The organism is Actinorectispora metalli (assembly GCF_056323685.1).
This window is the reverse complement of sequence record NZ_JBREYE010000001.1, coordinates 2,765,716-2,784,847: the sequence shown is the minus strand read 5'-3', so window position 1 is coordinate 2,784,847 and position 19,132 is coordinate 2,765,716. Positions and strand designations below refer to the sequence as shown.

General features: G+C 67.9%; 12 protein-coding genes. 9 read left to right on the top strand and 3 right to left on the bottom strand.

The genetic code is table 11. The annotated features are described in order from the left end of the window. Positions 1-2: 2 nt before the first annotated feature. Entirely contained in the window at positions 3-1,283 is a 1,281-nt protein-coding gene (locus tag ACU6XJ_RS13100; protein WP_476310327.1) for a 3-phosphoshikimate 1-carboxyvinyltransferase, read from the bottom strand. A 613-nt stretch (positions 1,284-1,896) separates the two neighbouring features. Here ACU6XJ_RS13100 and ACU6XJ_RS13095 point away from each other — a divergent pair. Together ACU6XJ_RS13095 and ACU6XJ_RS13090 are read left to right on the top strand one after the other, a co-directional pair. Next, positions 1,897-2,604: a hypothetical protein gene (locus ACU6XJ_RS13095; protein WP_476310325.1), complete on the top strand. Its 708-nt coding sequence runs from the start codon at positions 1,897-1,899 to the stop codon at positions 2,602-2,604. Positions 2,605-2,649: 45 nt separating this feature from the next. Beyond that, positions 2,650-3,528 carry an SDR family oxidoreductase gene (locus ACU6XJ_RS13090; RefSeq protein ID WP_476310322.1) on the top strand — a complete coding sequence of 293 codons (879 nt, stop codon included), beginning with the start codon at positions 2,650-2,652 and terminating at the stop codon, positions 3,526-3,528. 8 nt (positions 3,529-3,536) lie between these two features. Here the strand turns inward: ACU6XJ_RS13090 and ACU6XJ_RS13085 are convergent, their stop codons facing one another. Next, positions 3,537-3,779 (bottom strand): hypothetical protein, encoded by a 243-nt coding sequence (locus ACU6XJ_RS13085; RefSeq protein ID WP_476310319.1) that lies wholly within the window; start codon positions 3,777-3,779, stop codon positions 3,537-3,539. Next, on the bottom strand, positions 3,776-4,135 hold the full coding sequence (locus ACU6XJ_RS13080) for a DUF6247 family protein (RefSeq protein WP_476310316.1): 360 nt from the start codon (positions 4,133-4,135) through the stop codon (positions 3,776-3,778). Before ACU6XJ_RS13080 ends, ACU6XJ_RS13085 begins: the two co-directional genes overlap by 4 nt. A 366-nt stretch (positions 4,136-4,501) precedes the next feature. On the opposite strand from ACU6XJ_RS13080, the gene ACU6XJ_RS13075 reads away from it, so the two are divergent. From ACU6XJ_RS13075 to ACU6XJ_RS13045, 7 genes are all read left to right on the top strand, one after another. Continuing rightward, positions 4,502-4,903: an SseB family protein gene (locus ACU6XJ_RS13075; protein WP_476313989.1), complete on the top strand. Its 402-nt coding sequence runs from the start codon at positions 4,502-4,504 to the stop codon at positions 4,901-4,903. Continuing rightward, entirely contained in the window at positions 4,900-5,466 is a 567-nt protein-coding gene (locus ACU6XJ_RS13070; protein ID WP_476310313.1) for a hypothetical protein, read from the top strand. The genes ACU6XJ_RS13075 and ACU6XJ_RS13070 overlap by 4 nt, the downstream gene beginning before the upstream one ends. 3 nt (positions 5,467-5,469) lie before the next feature. Beyond that, on the top strand, positions 5,470-10,446 hold the full coding sequence (locus tag ACU6XJ_RS13065) for a putative T7SS-secreted protein (RefSeq protein ID WP_476310310.1): 4,977 nt from the start codon (positions 5,470-5,472) through the stop codon (positions 10,444-10,446). Next, positions 10,446-12,953, top strand: a complete 2,508-nt coding sequence (locus ACU6XJ_RS13060) for an ADP-ribosylglycohydrolase family protein (protein WP_476310308.1) — start codon at positions 10,446-10,448, stop codon at positions 12,951-12,953. Before ACU6XJ_RS13065 ends, ACU6XJ_RS13060 begins: the two co-directional genes overlap by 1 nt. 36 nt (positions 12,954-12,989) lie before the next feature. Next, positions 12,990-14,729: a TNT domain-containing protein gene (locus ACU6XJ_RS13055; protein WP_476310306.1), complete on the top strand. Its 1,740-nt coding sequence runs from the start codon at positions 12,990-12,992 to the stop codon at positions 14,727-14,729. 96 nt (positions 14,730-14,825) lie between these two features. Further along, positions 14,826-18,050, top strand: coding sequence for an ADP-ribosylglycohydrolase family protein (locus tag ACU6XJ_RS13050; protein ID WP_476310303.1), 3,225 nt, complete (start codon positions 14,826-14,828; stop codon positions 18,048-18,050). A 343-nt stretch (positions 18,051-18,393) separates the two neighbouring features. After that, a complete protein-coding gene (locus ACU6XJ_RS13045) occupies positions 18,394-19,065 on the top strand; it encodes a dioxygenase family protein (RefSeq protein WP_476310300.1) in 672 nt (223 codons plus the stop codon). Positions 19,066-19,132 lie beyond the last annotated feature (67 nt).

Below are 19,132 nucleotides of genomic sequence, written 5' to 3'. Positions count from 1 at the left end.
GATCAGTCCCTTTCCGCGTGCCCCAGATCGACGCCAACGGAGCGCATGACGTCGACGAACTTCGGGAATGAGGTCTCGTAGCAGGAGCCGTCGACCACCGTCGACCGGCCGGGCAGGCTTCCCGCCAGGGTCGCCGCGGCCATGCCGACGCGGTGGTCGCCGAAGCTCGGCGCCTGGCAGGCCCGCAGGTCGGCGCCGGTGATGTCCAGGCTGGAGCTGTCGTGCGTGACGTTCGCCCCGAACGGGCGGAGCATCTCCGTGCTGGTGACCAGCCGGTCGGTCTCCTTGAAGTTGAGCTCCTCGGCGCAGGAAATGCGCGAACGACCGCCGATTCGGGAGGCGACCGCGGACAGCAGCGGCACCTCGTCGATGAGCGAGTGCAGCGTGAACTCGTCGGCCACCTCGATACCGCGCACCGAGCCGAGTCCGCCCTGCACGACTATGGTGCCGACCAGCTCGCCGAATTTCTCGACCTGATCGGTGTAGGAAATATTGGCGCCCGCATTGCGAAGAACCTCGAAGAAGCCCAATCGGGTGGGATTGAGACAAACACCCGCGATCCGCAGAACCGCGGAGGTCGAGGACAACAGCCAGGACGCCGCGGGGTATGCGGCCAGCGACGGGTCACCGGGAACATCGAAGCGTCCGGTTGTACGCAGCCGTCCGCCGCGGTATTCCACCGTTTGCTCGGATTCGACAATATCCGCGCCGAGATAGGAAAGCAGCCGCTCGGTATGGTCCCGGGAGCGCACCGGGTGGTGAATGACCACCGGCACCCCGGCCACGCAGGCGGCGAGCAGCACCGCCGACCTGGCCTGCGCGCTGCCGATTTCGAGTTTGATTTCCGCGCTCTTGTGCACGCCGCTGTGGATCTTGACCGGGAGGCGGCCCTCCTCACCCAGGTACTCCATTTCGGCGCCGAGCGCCCGCAGCGGATCGACCACCCACTCCATCGGGCGATTACGCAGCACCTCGTTGCCATCGATGGTTGCGGACACGCCCTGACCAGCGAGGATGCCCATCAATAGACGACCTGCGGCGCTGGAGCCGCCCACGTAGAGGCGGGCATCGGGCTGCCGCGGCCGCTCCCGGTGCACCCGCAGGGTGCTGCCGTACTGCCGGACCACCGACCCCAGCTGCGACATCGGCTCCAGCAGATCGCGGACCGCGGCACCGATATTGGCGTTGCGGATGTCGACCGATTCGTCCATGAGCAGCGACGCCAGCAATGCGCGGTGCGTGATCGACTTGTCACCGGGGACGACGATGCGCGTGTCGTCCATATTCACCGACGAACTACCGGAAACCCACAGATCGGTCCAAACAGAGGAATTCAATTCCACAGACATGGCGCGCAAGCCCCCAGTAGCCTAAACGCAGCAAAAATTGAGTATACCCAGTTCAACAAGGAGATGAATAAGCGAATGACCTCATGCCTAATAACCCCACCAGATGTGCACGGGCTGATGCTAGCAGGGCCCGGAGACAACGCTTCAAGGGACAGTGACCCAGACCACATGCCATTTCAGACCCCAGAACCTTGCGTTGACCTGCGAAGTAACTCAGAACACGCATCAGTTATGCAATTATCTGGTTCAACCAAAAGAGCCTAACCACCAATAAAGCACTTTGTCCTGATTGTCGATCGGACAAAGGCACTCTTAATCGGGCGAACAACGCGGCCGGACGGCGCCATCCCCACCCGCCCGTGGCCTCAATCACCCGAATGGGTTACCGCAACGCTGTACTCAGTGGTGAAGCAGGCCATAGTTGATCTTGAAGTCGGTTTTGCACGCAATGAAGGTCACAGCAAGGTAACGCGGTCTGGTATGAACCTTATAGACAGTCATCCCTGGCGCAGCCGCGGTAGGGCGAGCGACGAGACCGAAGCGGTAAATGGGCGACCTGACGGGCCAGGCCTGGGCACCACTGTTGGCCATGGCCACCATCCTGATTTTTTCGGCGTTCTTCACGCTCTGGTTGCTCGGCGTGCGCTCCCACAACCGGCAGCGCCGGTGGGCGGTGCTGCACGGGCTGAGGTACTTCGAGCGCGACCCCGGCCTGCCCTACATCGACTTCCAGCAGACTCCCGAGCTCGTCACCAACCGGGTGATCACCGGCAACTACCGCGACCACACTGTGCTGGCCATCCAGAACGACAGGGTGGCCGAGGACGACGCGCCCGCCAGGACCGCCGAGACCAGGATCGCCGTGGTCACCCCCGGCCACACGCCCTGCCTGGAGATCGAGGCGCGCTGGACCGGCCGCGCCCAGCGAACCGGCCTTGACCTGCCGCTGCACACCTCGGTGGAGGGCATTCCCACCGGCGACCAGACCTTCGACGAGCGCTTCGTGGTCAAGTGCGACGACCCGCAGTTCGCCCAGCTCCTGATGCGCCCCGAGCTGATGCAGTGGCTGATCAGGCAGTCCGAACAGCGTCAGTTCTGGCGCTGCAAGTTCACCGACTCGTTGATCGCCATCGACAGCGCCCGCGAGCTGGAGAAGGTCGACATCATCGCCAGGTTCAACTTCCTGATCGGCCTGCTGACCAGGGTCCCGGTACAAATCTGGGCCTACCAGACCGAGCATTTCGAACACAGCTGAAACTGACTGTTCCGTAACTTACTACCAGTAGGTAACATCCCTGCCATGACGGTTGCTGGCAAGAATGTCCTGATCACAGGCGCCGCCCGGGGCATCGGCGCTGAGTTGGCCCGCCTGCTCGTGAAGCGCGGCGCCAAGGTTGGCCTGCTCGGCCTCGAGCCCGAGAACCTGAAGGCCCTCGCCACCGAGCTGGGCACCGGTCACGCCTGGGCCGAGGCCGACGTGACGGACCAGGCCGCGGTGGTCGCGGCCACCAATCAGATCGCCGAGGAACTCGGCGGTATCGACGTGATCGTCGCCAACGCGGGCGTCGCCCCCTTCGGCACGGTCCGCCAAGTCGACCCCGAGGCCTTCGCCAGGACGGTCGACGTGAACCTCACGGGCGTGTTCCGCACCGTGCAGGCTGCGCTCCCCTACCTCATCGAGCGCCGCGGCTACGTCCTGGTGATCTCGTCCCTGGCCGCGATGACCCCCACCCCCGGCTTCGCCGCCTACGGCGCCAGCAAGGCAGGCGCGGAGGCCTTCGCCACGGCGCTGCGCTTCGAGGTCGCCCACCTCGGTGTGGAGGTGGGCAGTGCCCATCCGTCGTGGATCGACACCGACATGGTCCGCGACGCCGAAAAGGACTTGAAGGCCTTCGGCCGCTTCCGCAAGCAGCTTCCCTGGCCCATGAACAAGGTGACGTCACTTGATGAGTGCGTACAGCTCATCGCCCGCGGAATCGACAAGCGCGCCCGCCGCGTCTTCGTCCCCAGCGTCATCCACATGGCCCACCTGGTCCGGGTGATCACGACAAGCCCGCTGGTGGAATGGGTGGTCAAGAAGCGAGCGGGCGGCGAGATTCCGAACATGGAGCGCGAGGTAACCGCCCTCGGCCGGTCCCTATCCGCCCGCGCGGAAGAACAACTGCAAGAGAAGAAGTAGCTGATTTCTCAGCCAGCCCAGGTGATAACAAGCATCGACACCGTGACGGTACTCTCACCGATCACGTACTCGGTGTCACCCCACATACCGAAGGCTCCACGCCAGCTGTTGTGGACCTTGTCGTAGGTTCCCGCACCATGGGGATCGACTTCAAGCCGGGCTTCCAGTCTCGACAACTCCCGCCTGCCCTCGGGCGGGAGATTGTCTTTCTTTTGCTGCGCCCGGTCACTATATCGAATTTCGTATCTCATTTCCGGTCTTCCTCCGCGAAATCGGATTGATCCCCAGCATTGAGTCGAGCGATAACAGCTTGGACGTACTCACGCTGTTCATCATCCAAGAACATCATCGCTCGGCCATGCCAGAACCTCACCACCTTGTCAACCCGGCTGAGGTCAAAATCGTCATCCGCTTCGGCCATGGCGATGTGAAACTCACGCTCGAAATCGGCCAAGCCATCGGGGTCAAGAATTCGAAGCGCCTCACGAACAGCAACAGGCGTCCGATCAAACCAGATCCGCGGTCGATACGAAGGCCGATCGGGGTCATCGTCGATCTTGAACCCGGGAATGTCTTTGACACCCGGGATGTCAGTGCTGGCGGTCATGGGCCCATCGTCTCGATTCGGCTGCGACACTTCGAACAACACCACCCGGTTGTGAGGTCTACTCGCTGGTATCCGCCCGATCGACGGACTTGGACTCGCCGCTGCCTCCAGCCCTTGCCGAGCGACCATCGGTGCGCGGCGACGGTGCAAGTATCCGTTAAGCCGATCGGCTCAACCTGCCAGACCGAGGCGACCAGCAGGCATCCACCGACGGCAGCGGCAATACGTGCAAAGACGCTGGTCAACAGGTGTGCACTAAGAACTTCCCCGGCAGGGAGGTTATGCCAAAACCGATACGGCGGAGATCACGCGCTGATAACGTCCGCCGTCGCGGGAGCCAGGGGAGGGGACGCCGCCGTGACAACCATGCCGGAGCCGATCACCGCGGAGGCGGCGGCTTTCCATGCGGGCCAAGGTGATCCGGACCGAATGCTGCAGGCGTTCCGCATCTCCGAGATCCACTTCCAGGTCGCGGACGGCGAGCCGCCGTGCGTCACCACCTACGACCGCGACGGCGCCCGGTGGATTCCGGTGTTCACGGCGTTGGAAGCCTTGCGGGACTTCGTGTCCAAGCGCGAGGACCACGGCGACCGCGTGGAGTACTTCAGCACCACCGGCGCCCACCTGCTCGACGTGTTGATCCGCGCGCTGCCCGGACATCACGGCGTCATCGTCGATCCGCTGTCCCCGCAACCGATCGCGTTGCCCCCGCTGCGGGGAATCGTGCCCGACGAGGTCGCCGTCGACAGCCCGGGAGCAAGCCGGTGACGAACCTGACCGACTACGGCGTCAACCCGGAAGAGCTCAAGACCGCGGCCAAGGGCATCGACGACGCGGTCACGGCACTGGGCGAGATCGGTTCCCAGCACACCAAGTCCAGCGGCCGCGGTATCAGCGACCTCGCCGTGAGCGAGGCCGACATGGGCAACGAGGAGCTCGCCGACGCTTTCGAGAAGTTCTGCGACCGTTGGGAATGGGGCATCCGCGCCCTCATCCAGGAAGGCCAACAGACCCGCGACGGCCTGCTCGACACCCGCAGCATGTACGAGAAGGCGGAACAGGCGGCGGGCGATGCGTTCAAATACGGCCTCGCCGCGGGCAACGCGAATCCCATGGGCACCGGCACGACGGTCACGAACGAAGACGGCTCCACCCGCGAGAAGTCATTGGCCGAGCTGTACCGGGAGATCGGCCGCAGCACCCCTGAGGCCGAGCAGAAGGCCGCCACCGAAGGCTTCAACAAGGCGAAGGCCAAGGCAGGCGAGGACCTCAAGGGAGCGGCGGGCCGCGTCACGGGAATCGCGGGCGCCTTGGACCCGGAGAAGTACTGACCCATGGACTTCCTGGACGAGTTGGAGGAGCAGGCGGGCGAGCTGGTCAGCGACTCGCGCGACTTCGTCGACCGCAAGCTGGACTCCTCCGGCGCGAGCAAGGTCATCGACAACACCCTCAAAGCCGCGGGCTTCGAGTCCACTGTGGACTCACTCCTCAACCGCGCAGAGCAGGGCCTGCGCTCGGGTCTGGGTCTCGGCGCCAGAACCCGCGAACTCGGCGAGACCAAGGACCCCAAGGAGATCATCCCCGGTGAGATCGGTGCCATCGCCGAGTCGGTGGAGCAGGCGACGAAGTTCGCCAAGACCCTGGAGGCCACCGGCGAGTCGTTCAAGCGCATCAGCACCGGCAACTGGCAGGGCCAAGCCGCCGAGAACTTCCAGCGCTACTTCGCCGACCACACCCCCAAGTGGCTCAAGGCCGCCGACTCCTTCTCCGACGCCGCCAGAGCATTGGACGCATACCGCGCCGCACTCGACGGCGCCCAACGCAGCGCCGACCGCGCCGTCGACCTGTACGAGCAGGGTGTCCGCGACACCGAGCAAGCCCGCGACGCACACAACAAGCAGGTAGAGCGCTACAACTCGGCAGCCACCCAGTACAACCAGACCGTCAGCCACGCCGCCAACGCATCCCGCCCCGTGGCCCCCGGCCCATTCACCGATCTCGGCCAGGCCAAACGGGACGAGGCCCAGCAGATCGTCGACGAGGCCCGCCGCAGTCTGCGGCAGGCAGGCGAGCAGGCGGCCCAGCTCATCACCCAGGCCGCCGAACAAGCCCCGCCCATGCCCAGCAGTACCCAGCGCTTGAAGCTCGAGTTGATGGACGGCTTCGTCCAGAACTTCGAGGTCAGCAAGGAATTCGTGCTCGGTGCGGGCAAGTCGGTCCTCGAACTGGCCAAGATGGCCCGCACTCTCAACCCGATGGACCCGTACAACCTGATGCACCCGGGTCAGTACGCGGCGAACGTCGCCGCCATGGGCGCGGGCTTGGTCCACACCGTGACCCATCCCGGCGAGCTGATCACCAACATGCTCGACTTCAAGAAGATGGCCAACAACCCCGGCGGCTTCCTGGGCGCACTCGCCGTCGACGTGGTGGGCGGCGCAATGACCGGTGGCGGCTCCTTGACCGGCAAGACCATCGGAAAGGGCGTCGCCGACGCAGCCAAGAACGGCCTGGAGGAAGCGGGCGAGAAGACCACCAAATCCAGCGCGGGCGACGCCGCCCGACACGCGGAAGCGGGTTCCCCACCGCAGCCATCAGCCGCACCCACCGACACCGCAGCTCCCCAGACTGCCCCACCGGAAGCACAGTCCCATGACGCTGCCAGCCCTCGGCCTGAGCCACAGAGCCCTCCCGCACCGGAACCTCACGGCGCAACCGCCCCTGCGCCCGAACCACAGAGCGCCGCCGCACACCACGGCCCTTCGGCACCGGAACCACACACCGAATCACCAAGTGCCCCTGCCGATCACCGGCCCCTAGCACCGGAACCGTCACCCCCACCACCGCACGGCGGAACGTCCGCCGAACCACAGACCGGCCCCGCCAACCACAGTCCTTCGGCACCGGAACCGCCGTCCTCCCCGCAACCACACAGCGGAACCTCCGACCGCCCCGACGCGGTACCCGAGCAGCACCGCGTCGATCCGCTGCCGGAGTCACACCAACCGGACCCGAACGCACCTCCGCCCGGGCAGCACAGCCCTCCCACGCCCGATTCCGGATTGGGACCAAGCCACCAATCGCCGGACACCGCACCGACACCGCAGGCGGAGCCCCAGCGGTTCTCCTCCGAGCCGCAGGCCGGACCACCCCGCCTCGACGCGGACCAACCACCGGTCCGGCCGTCCACCCCGGAAGCCACCGCGGCGTCGGGTTCACCGACAGCGGCACCCGAAGCACCCCGAACCGCGCCGGAAGCACCGCATGCTCCCACTCCCGAGGGTCCGCGCAGCGCCGCACCGCCCACACACCAAGCTCCGGACCCGCATGCCCCTCCCGCGACTCCCACCGCAGGCAGTCCGATTGGCGGCGGCACTCCCGGCGGCGGGGGCGGCCAAGGCGGCGACTCCAGCCACTCCAGCAAGTACCGCGGTGGCCAGAGCCCAGCCCCCACCGGCTCCCAATTCGCCGACGCCCCATCCGCGCCGCCGTGGGGCGGCGGTCGCCTGGGCGACTCGACCCCGCCCCGCTCCCCGGACCCATCGGGGACCACCGCGCCGAACCCTGGATCACCCCGCCACCTCGACACGCCAAGCCCCGATACCTTCCGCAAGCCTCCAACGCCCCGCCCCGACGGCGCTCCGTCCGGGCGCCCGGAAACTCCCCGAGAACAGACACCCCGGCCCGATTTCCCCACCGCTCCACGGCATCCCCACCCCGCCAACGGCCCGGAGTTCCCGCGCAGACCCACCGATCCCCCGACACCACACAACGATCGCCGGCACCCCGATACCGCCACAGACCCGCGCGGGCCGGTCCAGCCGCCACGGCCCGATCTGCCGCAGCGCCACATCGACGGTTCCCCGCCGAACCCACCCGTCGCGGACCTGAACCGCTCCGAACCCGACTGGAACCGCTCGGACACCGATCACCCCAGGAACGACACCCCCGAGGACAGACCATCCCGGCCCGACGAGTCAGCTGACCGCGACACCCGACCCGACGGGCACCGAGGCGAAGAGAAGCGGCCGAACTACAAGGCAGGCGATCCCCTCTACTGGCTGCCCAAGGAGATGGGCGACATCCGCAGGTGGACCAACCCCACCGACGCGGGCCTGTCGATGTTCCACAAGAACGACCCGACCAAGCACTCCAGCTACAACATCGAGCCCGACCCGGACCGGTTCACCGTGGACATCCACGGCAGCACCGACAAGGTCAGCATCGACAACCCCGGCGGCAAACCACCATCGATCGACCTCACCCCGAAGCAGCTGGCCGACATCATCCGCCGCTGCCCCACCTACGACGGCCGCCCCATCCGCCTGATCTCCTGCGACGTAGGCAACAAACCCAACGGCTTCGCCGCCGAACTGGCCCGCGAACTGGACGTCGAGGTCCTGGCCCCGAAGGACCGCTCCTGGGTCGACAACAACGGCAACATCTTCGCCTCCGGCACCCGCCCCGGCCCGGACGGCCAACCGGTGCCGGGTTGGCCCCCGGACGGCGAGTGGACCACGTTCAAGCCCGACGGCACCCATGATCCACACAGCGGTCCCTTCCCGCCCGGCCACCAGCCGAACTGGGGCGATCAGACTCCCGAGACCGCGCCGGAGGGCGCTCGCTCCCGAGGGTTGTTCGACCGCGGTTCGGAGGACCCGTACCGGAACTCGATCTGGGATGAGAACGGCAGGCCGCTGAGTCCGGCCCCGGTACAACACGCCCCGCCGCCCTTCGGACCACAGGGGCCGGTCGACAATCGGCCGCAGTACCAGCCCCGGTTCGACCAGGCCGGGCAACACCATCAGCAGCCGATCCAGCACGGCCACCACCCCCAGCCCTTCGGACCGCAGGGTGGTCATTCGGTCGACGCGCATCCCCAGCCAGGCCGCGCACTCGACCATCCGGAACAACGCCACTCCGCTCCTCCCAATCAGGGGCAGGGACAGCGACCCCAAAGCGGTCTGCCGAATCCCACCGTGCAGCGCGGCGGCAACGAGTGGAATGCGATGCACCGCGACCCGCGGCTGCGGCAGGAAATCGGCGATCTCTTCCACCGCAACCACGAGGGCTGGCAGCGCTTCAGGCATGAGGTGCACACCACGCCCGCGCTGTGGGGTGACGTCAACGCGATCCGGGACCGGATTGCGCACCACGGAATGCCGGCGGTTCAGCCGCGCCCCGTGGTCGAAACGCACCGGCCGCTCCCACCGCCGAGCCACGCGGAACCGCCCGGCGCGGGCAGGCCGGAGCACGATAAGCCCATTCCGACGGACACCCGGGAACCCGCGACGTCGTCGACCAACGGCCCGCAACACCGGCCTGAGCAGTCGGAAGAGGCCGACCCCCGGCTCGACGCCGACGCGGGTACCACACGCGGCCCCGAGAAAGCCTCGGACGACCAAGGTCGACCTGAGGAAATTCCGGCGCCCCACCCTGACCGCTCGGAGAAGGCTCCGGATGAGGATGCGGAGCGAACACCAGAGGTCGGCAGCCGACAGGACGCGGAACAGGCAGCGAAGGACGACAACCGGTCCGAGACGGCCGCAGAACAGACACCGGACGGCGACCGACCTGACGAGGTCCCCACGCCGGAACCGCGTCCCAACGACAGCCAGACGCACGGCAACGCCGACGACCTGGGGGATCTCGCCGACCTCGTCGAGAAGTTGAAGCAGAACGAGTGGCGGGAGGAAGCCCACCGGCTCCAAGACGTTGCCGATGCGATGGGAGTTCCTCGCTTCGACGACCCCACAAGCAAAGAAGCCCTGGACTACCTCACCCAGGCCGCACCGGATGGCGTCGACCTCGCTTTCGACGAGATCGGCCCCAACACGGTCATCCGCCGAACCGACGAGATGCTCTACCGCATGGACGACCGTGTACCGGAAGCAATCTCGGACGCCGGTGGATTCCATGTCCGTCCGGACAAGACCGGCGGCGACATGACCGATCAGGTCGTCAAGAACAACGGCCGCCAGGTCTCGACCACCCGAGATCCGAACTTCTACAAGACCTTCCACAACGGGGCGACACCGGTGCACGGACAACGGAAATGGGTTTATGACATCGACGCGCCGGGCGGCATCGACGTCCTGCCGACCCTGCAAGGCAGCGGCCGGGACAATCTGCTGAGGCAAGCCGACCGCGAGGCCGAGATCTCATTCCTTGGCGGAATCGGCGACAAACATATCCGCGGGGGCTTCGAGGTAGTGTTCGACGCCGATCTCGGTGAATACATGCCAACCGGGACCACCTGGGAAAACCTCACCTACAAGGGAGCCACCGGCGTGGACGGGAAAGGAAATTGATGTCTTCCGGCGAGACGGGCGAAACGCCGACAATCACTCTCCAGGACCGCGTCCTCGGAATGCTGTTGGGTGGGGCGCTCGGTGATGCTCTTGGCGCCGACATCGAATTCCTGTCGATGAGCGACATCCGGGCCGCGCACGGTGCGACGGGCATCGCGCGTCCCACTCCACCGGGCGTGGCCAGTGTCATCACCGATGACACCCAGATGACGCTGTTCACCATGGAAGGCCTGATCAGGGGACACATCGCGTTGCGTCGCGCAGGCGAGCGCGACCCCATCCTCCACGTGCAGCAGGCCTACCAACGCTGGCTGCATACCCAGGGCCGCACGTGGCAGGAGGTCGCGGGACCGTTCCTGGGCGAACACACCGACCCGGACGGCTGGCTGCTGGGACACCAGGAATTGTTCTCGGTGAAGGCGCCGGGGCGGACCGTGTGGAAGGCGCTGGAGGCGTTCGGCAAGGGCAAGCGCGGTATCGGCACCTTCGAGGACCGGGTCAACGACTCCAAAGGCTGCGGCGGCATGATGCGGGCCGCGCCGGTGGCACTCTGGCCGGGCACGCCCAGCGAGATCTTCACGCTGGCCGCGCGGACGGCGGCGCTCACGCACGGTCATCCGAGCGGATACCTGCCCGCGGGCGTACTCGCCGTGATCGTGCAGCGGCTCTTCGTGGGAAGCTCGATCCCGGCCGCCGTCGACACCGCCGCGGACATCCTTTCGGAATGGGCGGAGCACGAGGAGACGCTGCTGGCGGTCCAGCGGGCGTTCCGACTCGCCGACCGGGGCAGAGCCGATCCGGAACAGCTCACCGCCGAACTCGGCCGCGGCAGTACCGGTGAGTCCAACCTGGCCATCGCTCTGTGCGCCTGCCTGGCTTCATCCACAGTGGAGGAAGCGTTGCGGACCGCGGTGAACCACTCCGGCGACAGCGACTCGACCGCCGCCGTCGCGGGCAACATCATGGGCGCGGAGCGCGGGGTGTCCGCGCTTCCTCGGGACTGGCTCGAGGATCTCCAACTAGCCGACGCCATCGAGCGGCTCGCCCTGGATGCCGTCGCGGAGTTCGGCCAGAATCCGCCAGGGGACAGCTCCTACCTGGACCGCTACCCGATCACGTTCGCCACGCCTGAGCAGAGCACTTCAGAAGAGGAACAGGTGTCTCAGACCGAGCAGCCCAGGGCGGAAGCGAGCCCGGCGGAACGCGTCGAGGTGACCACGTTCAACCAGCAGGGCAAGGCTGCCGCCGTGCTCGAGTACGTGTCGTCCTACACAGAGGACTGCTGGGTCAGTGCACAGGGACCGTGGGGAGAGGTCCGCGGGACGTCCTACGACCTGTTCGCCGCCTTCGAGGACCTGCGCGAAAAGCTCGATCCGCTCGGGTGGCGGCTCGCGGTCCACGGCGCCCGGCCCGATGTCTGCTGCATCGGCGGGAGCCGGAACATGTCCAATGGCGCCACCGTCACCGAGATCATCACGCCGCGAATGACACGGGCGCCCAAGTCGTTCTTCATCTTCAGCCCGGCCGAACCCGAGCTCATCGGCACCCTCGACGAGCAGCGGCAGGCCATGGCGGCCCTGACGGCCGTCCAAGACAGCGGTGTTCCCGCGGAAGTGCTGGACAGCCTGAACGGGCTCGCGCTTGGCGACGCCTTCGGACAGGCCTGGTTCCAATTCGAATTCCAGTGGGGCCCCGGCGGTCCCGAGGCCGCCAAGAACGGGCCGCTGCCCGCTCGGCCTGCCCAGCTGACGTGGACCGATGACACCCGGATGGCCCTCGACCTCCTCACGGTGCTGAAGAAGCACCGTGCGGTGGACCAGAACGCGCTGGCCGCGCAGTTCGCCGAGTCCTACCGGAACAGCCAGGTCGACCGTGGTTACGGCGCGGCCATGGAAACGCTGCTGCACCGCCTCTCCGTTGGCCGCGGGACCTGGCAGGAGTTGAGCCGCGGGCAGTTCGCGGGCGCGGGCAGTTGGGGCAACGGTGGTGCCATGCGGGTCGCGCCGCTGGGTGCCTGGTTCGGTGGAGACCTGACCCGGGTGGTGGCCGAGGCGGCGAAGTCGGCGGAAGTGACCCACAGCCATCCGGAGGCGATCGCGGGGACGGTGGCGGTCGCCATCGCGGGCGCGTACGCCGCGCTGACTCGGGGGTCCACGGCACCGCGGCCTGCCACATTCCTGCGCGGCGTCGCCGAGCGCACGCCTGCCAGTGAGGTACGGCAACGCATCGAGCAGGCCATCGGGCTGGTCGACGCCCCGGTACAGCAGGCGGTAAGCAGGCTGGGCAACGGAAGTGACCAGCACGCGGCGCACACCGTGCCCTTCGCGCTGTGGACAGCGGCGCACCACCTCGACGATCTGCGCGAGACGTTGTGGGTGACCGCGTCCGGCCAAGGTGATGTCGACACCACCTGCGCCATCGCGGGAGGAATCGTGGGCGCCAGGACCGGTCTCGCGGGCATCCCCGAGGACTGGCTGAGCAGGCTGGAACCCCTGCCGACGTGGTGACACCGGCAGCAGCGACCCAGGAGAACAAGGACAGCGATGATCATCGGTCAGCCGGTCGACGGCGACTTCGCCGCCTGGCAGGGCCGGGTGCACCCGGTCACGCCCGCATCCGCCGATCACCTCGTGTGCGTCGGACCCCACGGGGACCTCTCCGAAGCGGCGTTGGAGAGCCGCTTCGGGCTGAGCACCTGGAATACGCCGGCCCAGGGCGCGCCGGTCGCGTACGCGCCGGGGCAGGGTGGCGACCGGGTGTTCCAGCTGAGGATCGACAAACCGGTCGAGGAGCCGGTCACGCCGCCGTTCCCCCCGCCCGCCGCCGCGGGCAGGCCTGCGCCGCCGCTGGTCGCGCCGGAAGCCGTGGTGTCCGGGCTGATGGACGCCGTCGGGCGGTCGTTACCCGCCGGATGGCGGGCGGCGGAGGTCTCCTGCCTCGCCCTGGGGACTCGGATGGAACTGGTCTGCACGGTCACGTTGGACGACGGGACCCACCCGTGGGTGCCGGAGCCGCTGATCGGCCAGTGGATTCGGCGGCACCGGCTGGTCACGTACAGCCCGCTGACCGGAGCGTGGTTCTCGGCCCGGTTCCGGCTTGGCCGCAGCACGCCGCCGGTGATCGAGGTCGAGCACCGCAACGCGCCGGGCTTCGCCTCGGCCAGCCCCGCGGAGCTTGTCGAGGCGTGCTACTGGGAGCTGCGGCTGCTGCCCAGGTCGGCCCAGGCCAGCCCGGCGTGGCTGGTGGATCAGGCGATGGCGCACCACATCACGCTGGATGCGGGTGCCCCGTTGAATCGTCCGCCGCTGAAAGGCGGGGTGTTCGACGTGGACAACCTCGCCTACCGACCGGTGCTCACGCCCTGGGAGCAGGGCCGGATCGCCGCATACCTGGAACAGGCGCCGATCGTGTTGGCCGGGCGCGGGATGACCGACAACTGGCTGGAACCCGACAAGGGCGAGAACGTGCCGGTGGCCTTCCACACCGACGGCGAATGGGTGTGGTCAGCGGCAGAGCTGCACTACCTGCGACACAACGCGCTCGCACCGTCGCCGGGGCTGGTCGACCACATCAGGGCCCGCGGGTACCGCCTGCCTGCGACGGTGGCCGAACCGAGGATGACCGCCGCCAAGGCCGTGGTGATGAGCACGCCGGTGGGCAACGTCGAGCCGCAGGATGAGCTTTCCAAGGCCGAGTGGCGGGTGCGGTGGTTCGCTTCGGACTACACGATCAGCCGCCGCCATCTGGCCTTTTGGGAGCAAGCGGACAACGCGTGGTGCCTGCTCGCGGAGCCCACCGGGTATCGGGTGTTCTGGTCCGATGGCGAGAGGTCCGGAAAGTCGGTCACCTTCGATGAGGTCGACGCCGCGTCGGCCTACCTCATCGGGCGGCTCTACCTCGACTGGCGGAAACTGCAGCGGCAGCCGGATGAGGAACTCGCCGACTACGAGTGGCCGTGCCAGCCGCTGCCGGAAGATCCACCGTTGTCGCTCTACACGGACAAGCTGAGCTGTGTGATCAGTGTCGGCACCGAACTCGACCACTACGGTCCCCGCGACACGGCCTCGGTCTATCTGGCAGACACCCCCTTCGAGCAGCGGGCGCTGCCGGACGACTGGGACCGGTCGGAAACCCACCGCTACCGCGTCGAACGCGAGGTCCGCGCGGTTACCGGAACCGCGAGTCCTTATCAGGGTCGGACGGGCGGGGGGACGGCATATGTGCTGTCTGCCCCCATCCCGCGGTTGGTGGAGGGTGGCTGGTTGGTTGAGGTGGTTGAGTAGAACCGTCCGGTGTGTCGGCGGTTTCATTGACGTGGGCGGGCCGAGAGAGTTGGCTGCGACGTCAAAGGAAATCGGGACGGGGCAAACAGAACAACCATGGATCGGGAACGCATCGAGCGGGTTCTGCTCGGTATGGCGGCAGGGAACGCGCTGGGCAACGGCGGACGTACGGCGACGACGGTCGAGGTGCGGCAGGCGCTGACGGCCGCGGAGGTGCTGGCTCGCGGGGGGAGAGCGGCGGCCGCGGAGCTGGGGCGGCGGCCGGGGTTCTCCTCCGGGGCCAGTCGGTCGGGCAGCAGCCTGGTGGCCGCGGTGCCGGTGGCGCTGTGGGTCGAGGAGCCTGCCGAGGTGTTCCTGGTCGCCTCCGAGGTGGTCGCGGCCACCGACCGGCATCCGACGGCGGCGCTGGCGGGTGGGGCGTTCGCGGTGATCCTGCATCGGCTGCTGGCGGGGGACGAGCCGTTGCGGGCGGTCGCCGAGGCGGATGCGCAGGTGCGGGGTCGGGACGGGTATCACGATGTGGTGCGGGCGCTGCGGCGGGCGCGGTATATCGCCGAGGACGCTCGCGGCGGATTGGAGTCCGCTCACCTGGTCACGCTGGGCAGCGGGCGGGTGGCCGAGGAGGCGTTGGCCGTCACGGTCTGCGCCGTGCTCGCCGGGCCCGCCGATGTGGAGCGGTTGCTGGCGCTCGTCGGGGCACTGCCGCGCAACGCGGCGGTCACCGCGGCGCTGACCGGCGCGCTGTGCGCGGCGCGACCAGGGCAGGTTGTGCCGGGGTGGGCGGAGGACCTCGACGTTCGCGCCGAGATCCGCGAACTGGCTGGACCGGCGGAGCCCGACCCGATCAACGAGCCGGTGGCCGCTGATGGCGTGTCCACACCGGCCGTGTCGTGGGCGTTCGACGAAAACAGCTGGTCGACCGGTCCTGCGGAAACGGAGCAACCAGCACCTTCGGAGCCCGGGCAGCACACTCTCAGCGGAGATCTCCCCGAACCTGAAGCACCCGCCGAACCGGCATCTGAGCCCGGTCAGCACACCCGCGGCGGTTACTTTCACGAACCTGAGGCACCCGCCCAACCGGCAGAACCGGCAACGCCTGCCGAACCCGAGCGGCAGGCTCGCGGGTACCTCGCCGAATCCGAGGCAGTGGCACGACCGGTGGAATCGGCGCCGCCTCCTGATTGTGAGCGGCACGCTCCCGTACCCGAGCCCGAAGCACCGGCCCAGCCGACAGAACCGGCACCGGCCCCCGAGTCTGAGCAGCGCACCCCCCTGCCCGAGCCCGAAGTACCCGCCCAGTCGACAGGACCGGCGACGCCTTCCGAGCCAGGGCAGCACGCTCCTGGCGGTTACCCTCCCGAACCCGAGGCGCCCGACGGACCGACGGACCCTCCCGCGCCCAGGCGGCCGGGCGACGCCGACTTCTCGGTCAACCAGCCGGCGGCGCCCGAGCCGCGGCGGCCGGGCGACGACCAGACCGAGGAGCCTGTCCAGGCGCCCGGACCGCAGGGTCCGCCGGAACCCAGGCAGCCCGCGGACGACGAGCACCACGCCGAACCCGACAACTCGGCGGCGCCCGCGGAGACCGAGGCGCCGGAAGGCGACGACGAGGTGCCGCGGCCGCCGATCACCGAGCAGCTGCGGGCGGCGGCCAGGCAGCAGCCGGGGGCGTGGGTGTACGTGGTGGATCCGCTGTTCGGATCGACGGAGAAGGCGCCGCCGCATGCCATCGCGGGCGCCTACCTGGTCGACGAGGCAGGCGAGATCACCGACGAATACCGGGCGAACGAGAACTACCGGCCCTCGCCGATGGGGCGGGGATGGCCGCGGCCGGACACGTTCCTCGGGCAGGTGCTGCATCTGTACGCGACCGGGTACGCCTCGGCGGAGACCGCCTTCGCCGCGATCCTGCACGAGCAGTTCATCCTGCTCGGCAGGCCGGGCGATGAGCTCTCGCTCGTCGTGCGGGAGGGCGAGGAGGGTCGGGCCCGGCTGGATGCCTTCCCCTCGGAGGATGAGACCCCGGATGGGTTCGTCCACCTCCGGTGGACCGGCAGCCAGCTGGTCGACATCCTGGCGACGATGGGCCCGGCCGAGCTGTACTTCCACCTGCCGCCCGAGATCGGGGTGCCGGTGAAGGCCGATGAGCTCGTCGCGGCGGCCAGGAACGGGGCCGCGGAGGCCGGGGCCGCGCTGCGCAAGGCCTTCGGGGCGCCGCGGCCCAGGGCCACGCCGTCCAAACAGGACCGTTTCCTTGGCAGCATGCTGGCGGGCGCGTGCGGGGACGCGTTGGGGTTCGCGATCGAGTTCAGCGGCATCGAGGACATCCGGCGGCGCTTCGGCGCGGACGGGCTCACCGACTATCACCGCGCGGACAGCGGGCTTGGGGAGATCTCCGACGACACGCAGATGATGCTGTTCACGCTGGAAGGCCTGATCCGCGGGCACATCGCCAAGCGGCGGCACGGGGTGGCCGATCCGCTGAACGCTGTGCAGCACGCCTACCAGCGCTGGCTGCACACCCAGGGCCCCGAGTGGCAGCACATCGCGGGGGTGTTCGGCACCGACCGCCCGCAGCCTGACGGGTGGCTGATCGGCAACCGGGGGCTGTTCGCGACCAGGGCGCCAGGGCAGACCTGCATGTCGGCGCTGACCACCTTCGGGAAGACCGGCAACCAGGGCACGTTGACCAACGCGCTCAACGACTCCAAGGGCTGCGGCGCGGTCATGCGGGCGGCTCCGGTCGCGCTGTGGTCCGATGACGTGAACGAGGTGTTCGAGCTGGCCGCGCGCACCGGGGCGCTGACCCACAGCCACCCCAGCGGCTACCTTTCCGCCGGTGCGCTGGCCGTGATCGTGCACCGGCTGCTCGACGGTGTCGAGCTGCCCAGCGCGGTGGACACCGCCCGCGAGTTGCTGGTGCGCAGGCCAGGGCACGAGGAGCAGATCTCGCGGCTGAACGCGGCGATGGCGTTGGCGGAGCGGGGGGTGCCCGAACCGGAGGAGATCGCCGCCGAGCTTGGCGGCGGCTGGGTCGGCGAGGAGGCGCTGGCGATCGGGCTGTGCGCCACGCTCTGCACGGACAACCTGCGCGACGCGTTGATCGTCGCGGCGAACCACTCGGGGGACAGCGACTCCACCGCGATCGTGGCGGGCAACCTGACCGGCGCGATGTACGGCACCGCCGCGATCCCGCAGGAGTGGCTGCGGGATCTGGAGCTGCGCGAGGTCGTCCAGACGCTGGCCACCGACGCCCTGCGCGAGTTCGGCGAACAGCCGCCCGAGGACGAGGAGTGGTACGCCCGCTACCCGGCGAGCTGAGGCCCGATCGGTTGACCCACGCGAAGAACGTTCTCGACAGGTGAGACGATCGCCGTCAGCCTGTTGGTGACGCCGTCGATCGGTTGCTCGGAGGGCGTCCGCTTCCGGGTGCGGGACGAGAAACTGATCAGCGAGTTTTCTCGAATCGGACCGATGTCGACACCTCGCTTTCCTGATTAGGACGTCAATTCCATTTTGTTGAGCTGGAAAACAGATGTCCTTCGATTACCGGGTTTCCAATACCCCGGGCGCCGCATAGTGTTCGAGCTACCTAGGTGCAGACGTGATCTGTAGGGCCCTGACAACTCCCTGCCCTGAAAAGATGCCTTAGAGAGAGCAACCGATGAGCGACCAACTTCCCGAACACCAAGACAACACCAGCTCCCGCCGCGATGTGTTGAAGGCAGGCGCTGTCGCCGCGGTGGCGGTGACGGCGGGCGGCGTGGCCGCGGGCACCACCTTCACCGCGCCGCAGGCGGGCGCCCTCGAGCTGACCCCGGAGTGCAAGGAACGCGACTACACGCCGCCGGTCATGGAGGGCCCGTACTTCAAGCCCAACACACCTGAGCGAAACGACCTGGTCACCGACGGGGTCACCGGTGTGCTGCTGAACCTCTCCGGCGTGGTCTACAGCGAACTGTGCAAGCCGATCGAGCGGGCGCTGATCGAGTTCTGGCAGGCCGACCGCAACGGCCGCTACGACAACACCGGCTACCGGCTGCGCGGCCACCTCTTCACCGGAGCCCAGGGCACCTTCCGGGTGCGGACCATCATCCCGCGCTACTACAACGATGTCGGCGGATTCCGCACGCCGCACATTCACGTGAAAGTCCAGCGCCCCAATGGTCCGGTGCTGACCAGTCAGTTGTTCTTCCCGGACGACACCCAGGCCTATGGCCAGCCATTCGCCGAATACAACCGGCGTGACCAGCTGATCAACCGCAAATGCACGATCAAGCTGGGTCCGCTCACCAACAACACCTACGAAGGCACCTTCGACTTCGTGATCCGCTGACCTCCGCAGGAAAATGGGGCGGAAAGGGTGCCGTCGCGCCCTTTCCGCCCTGGTTATGCCGATTCCC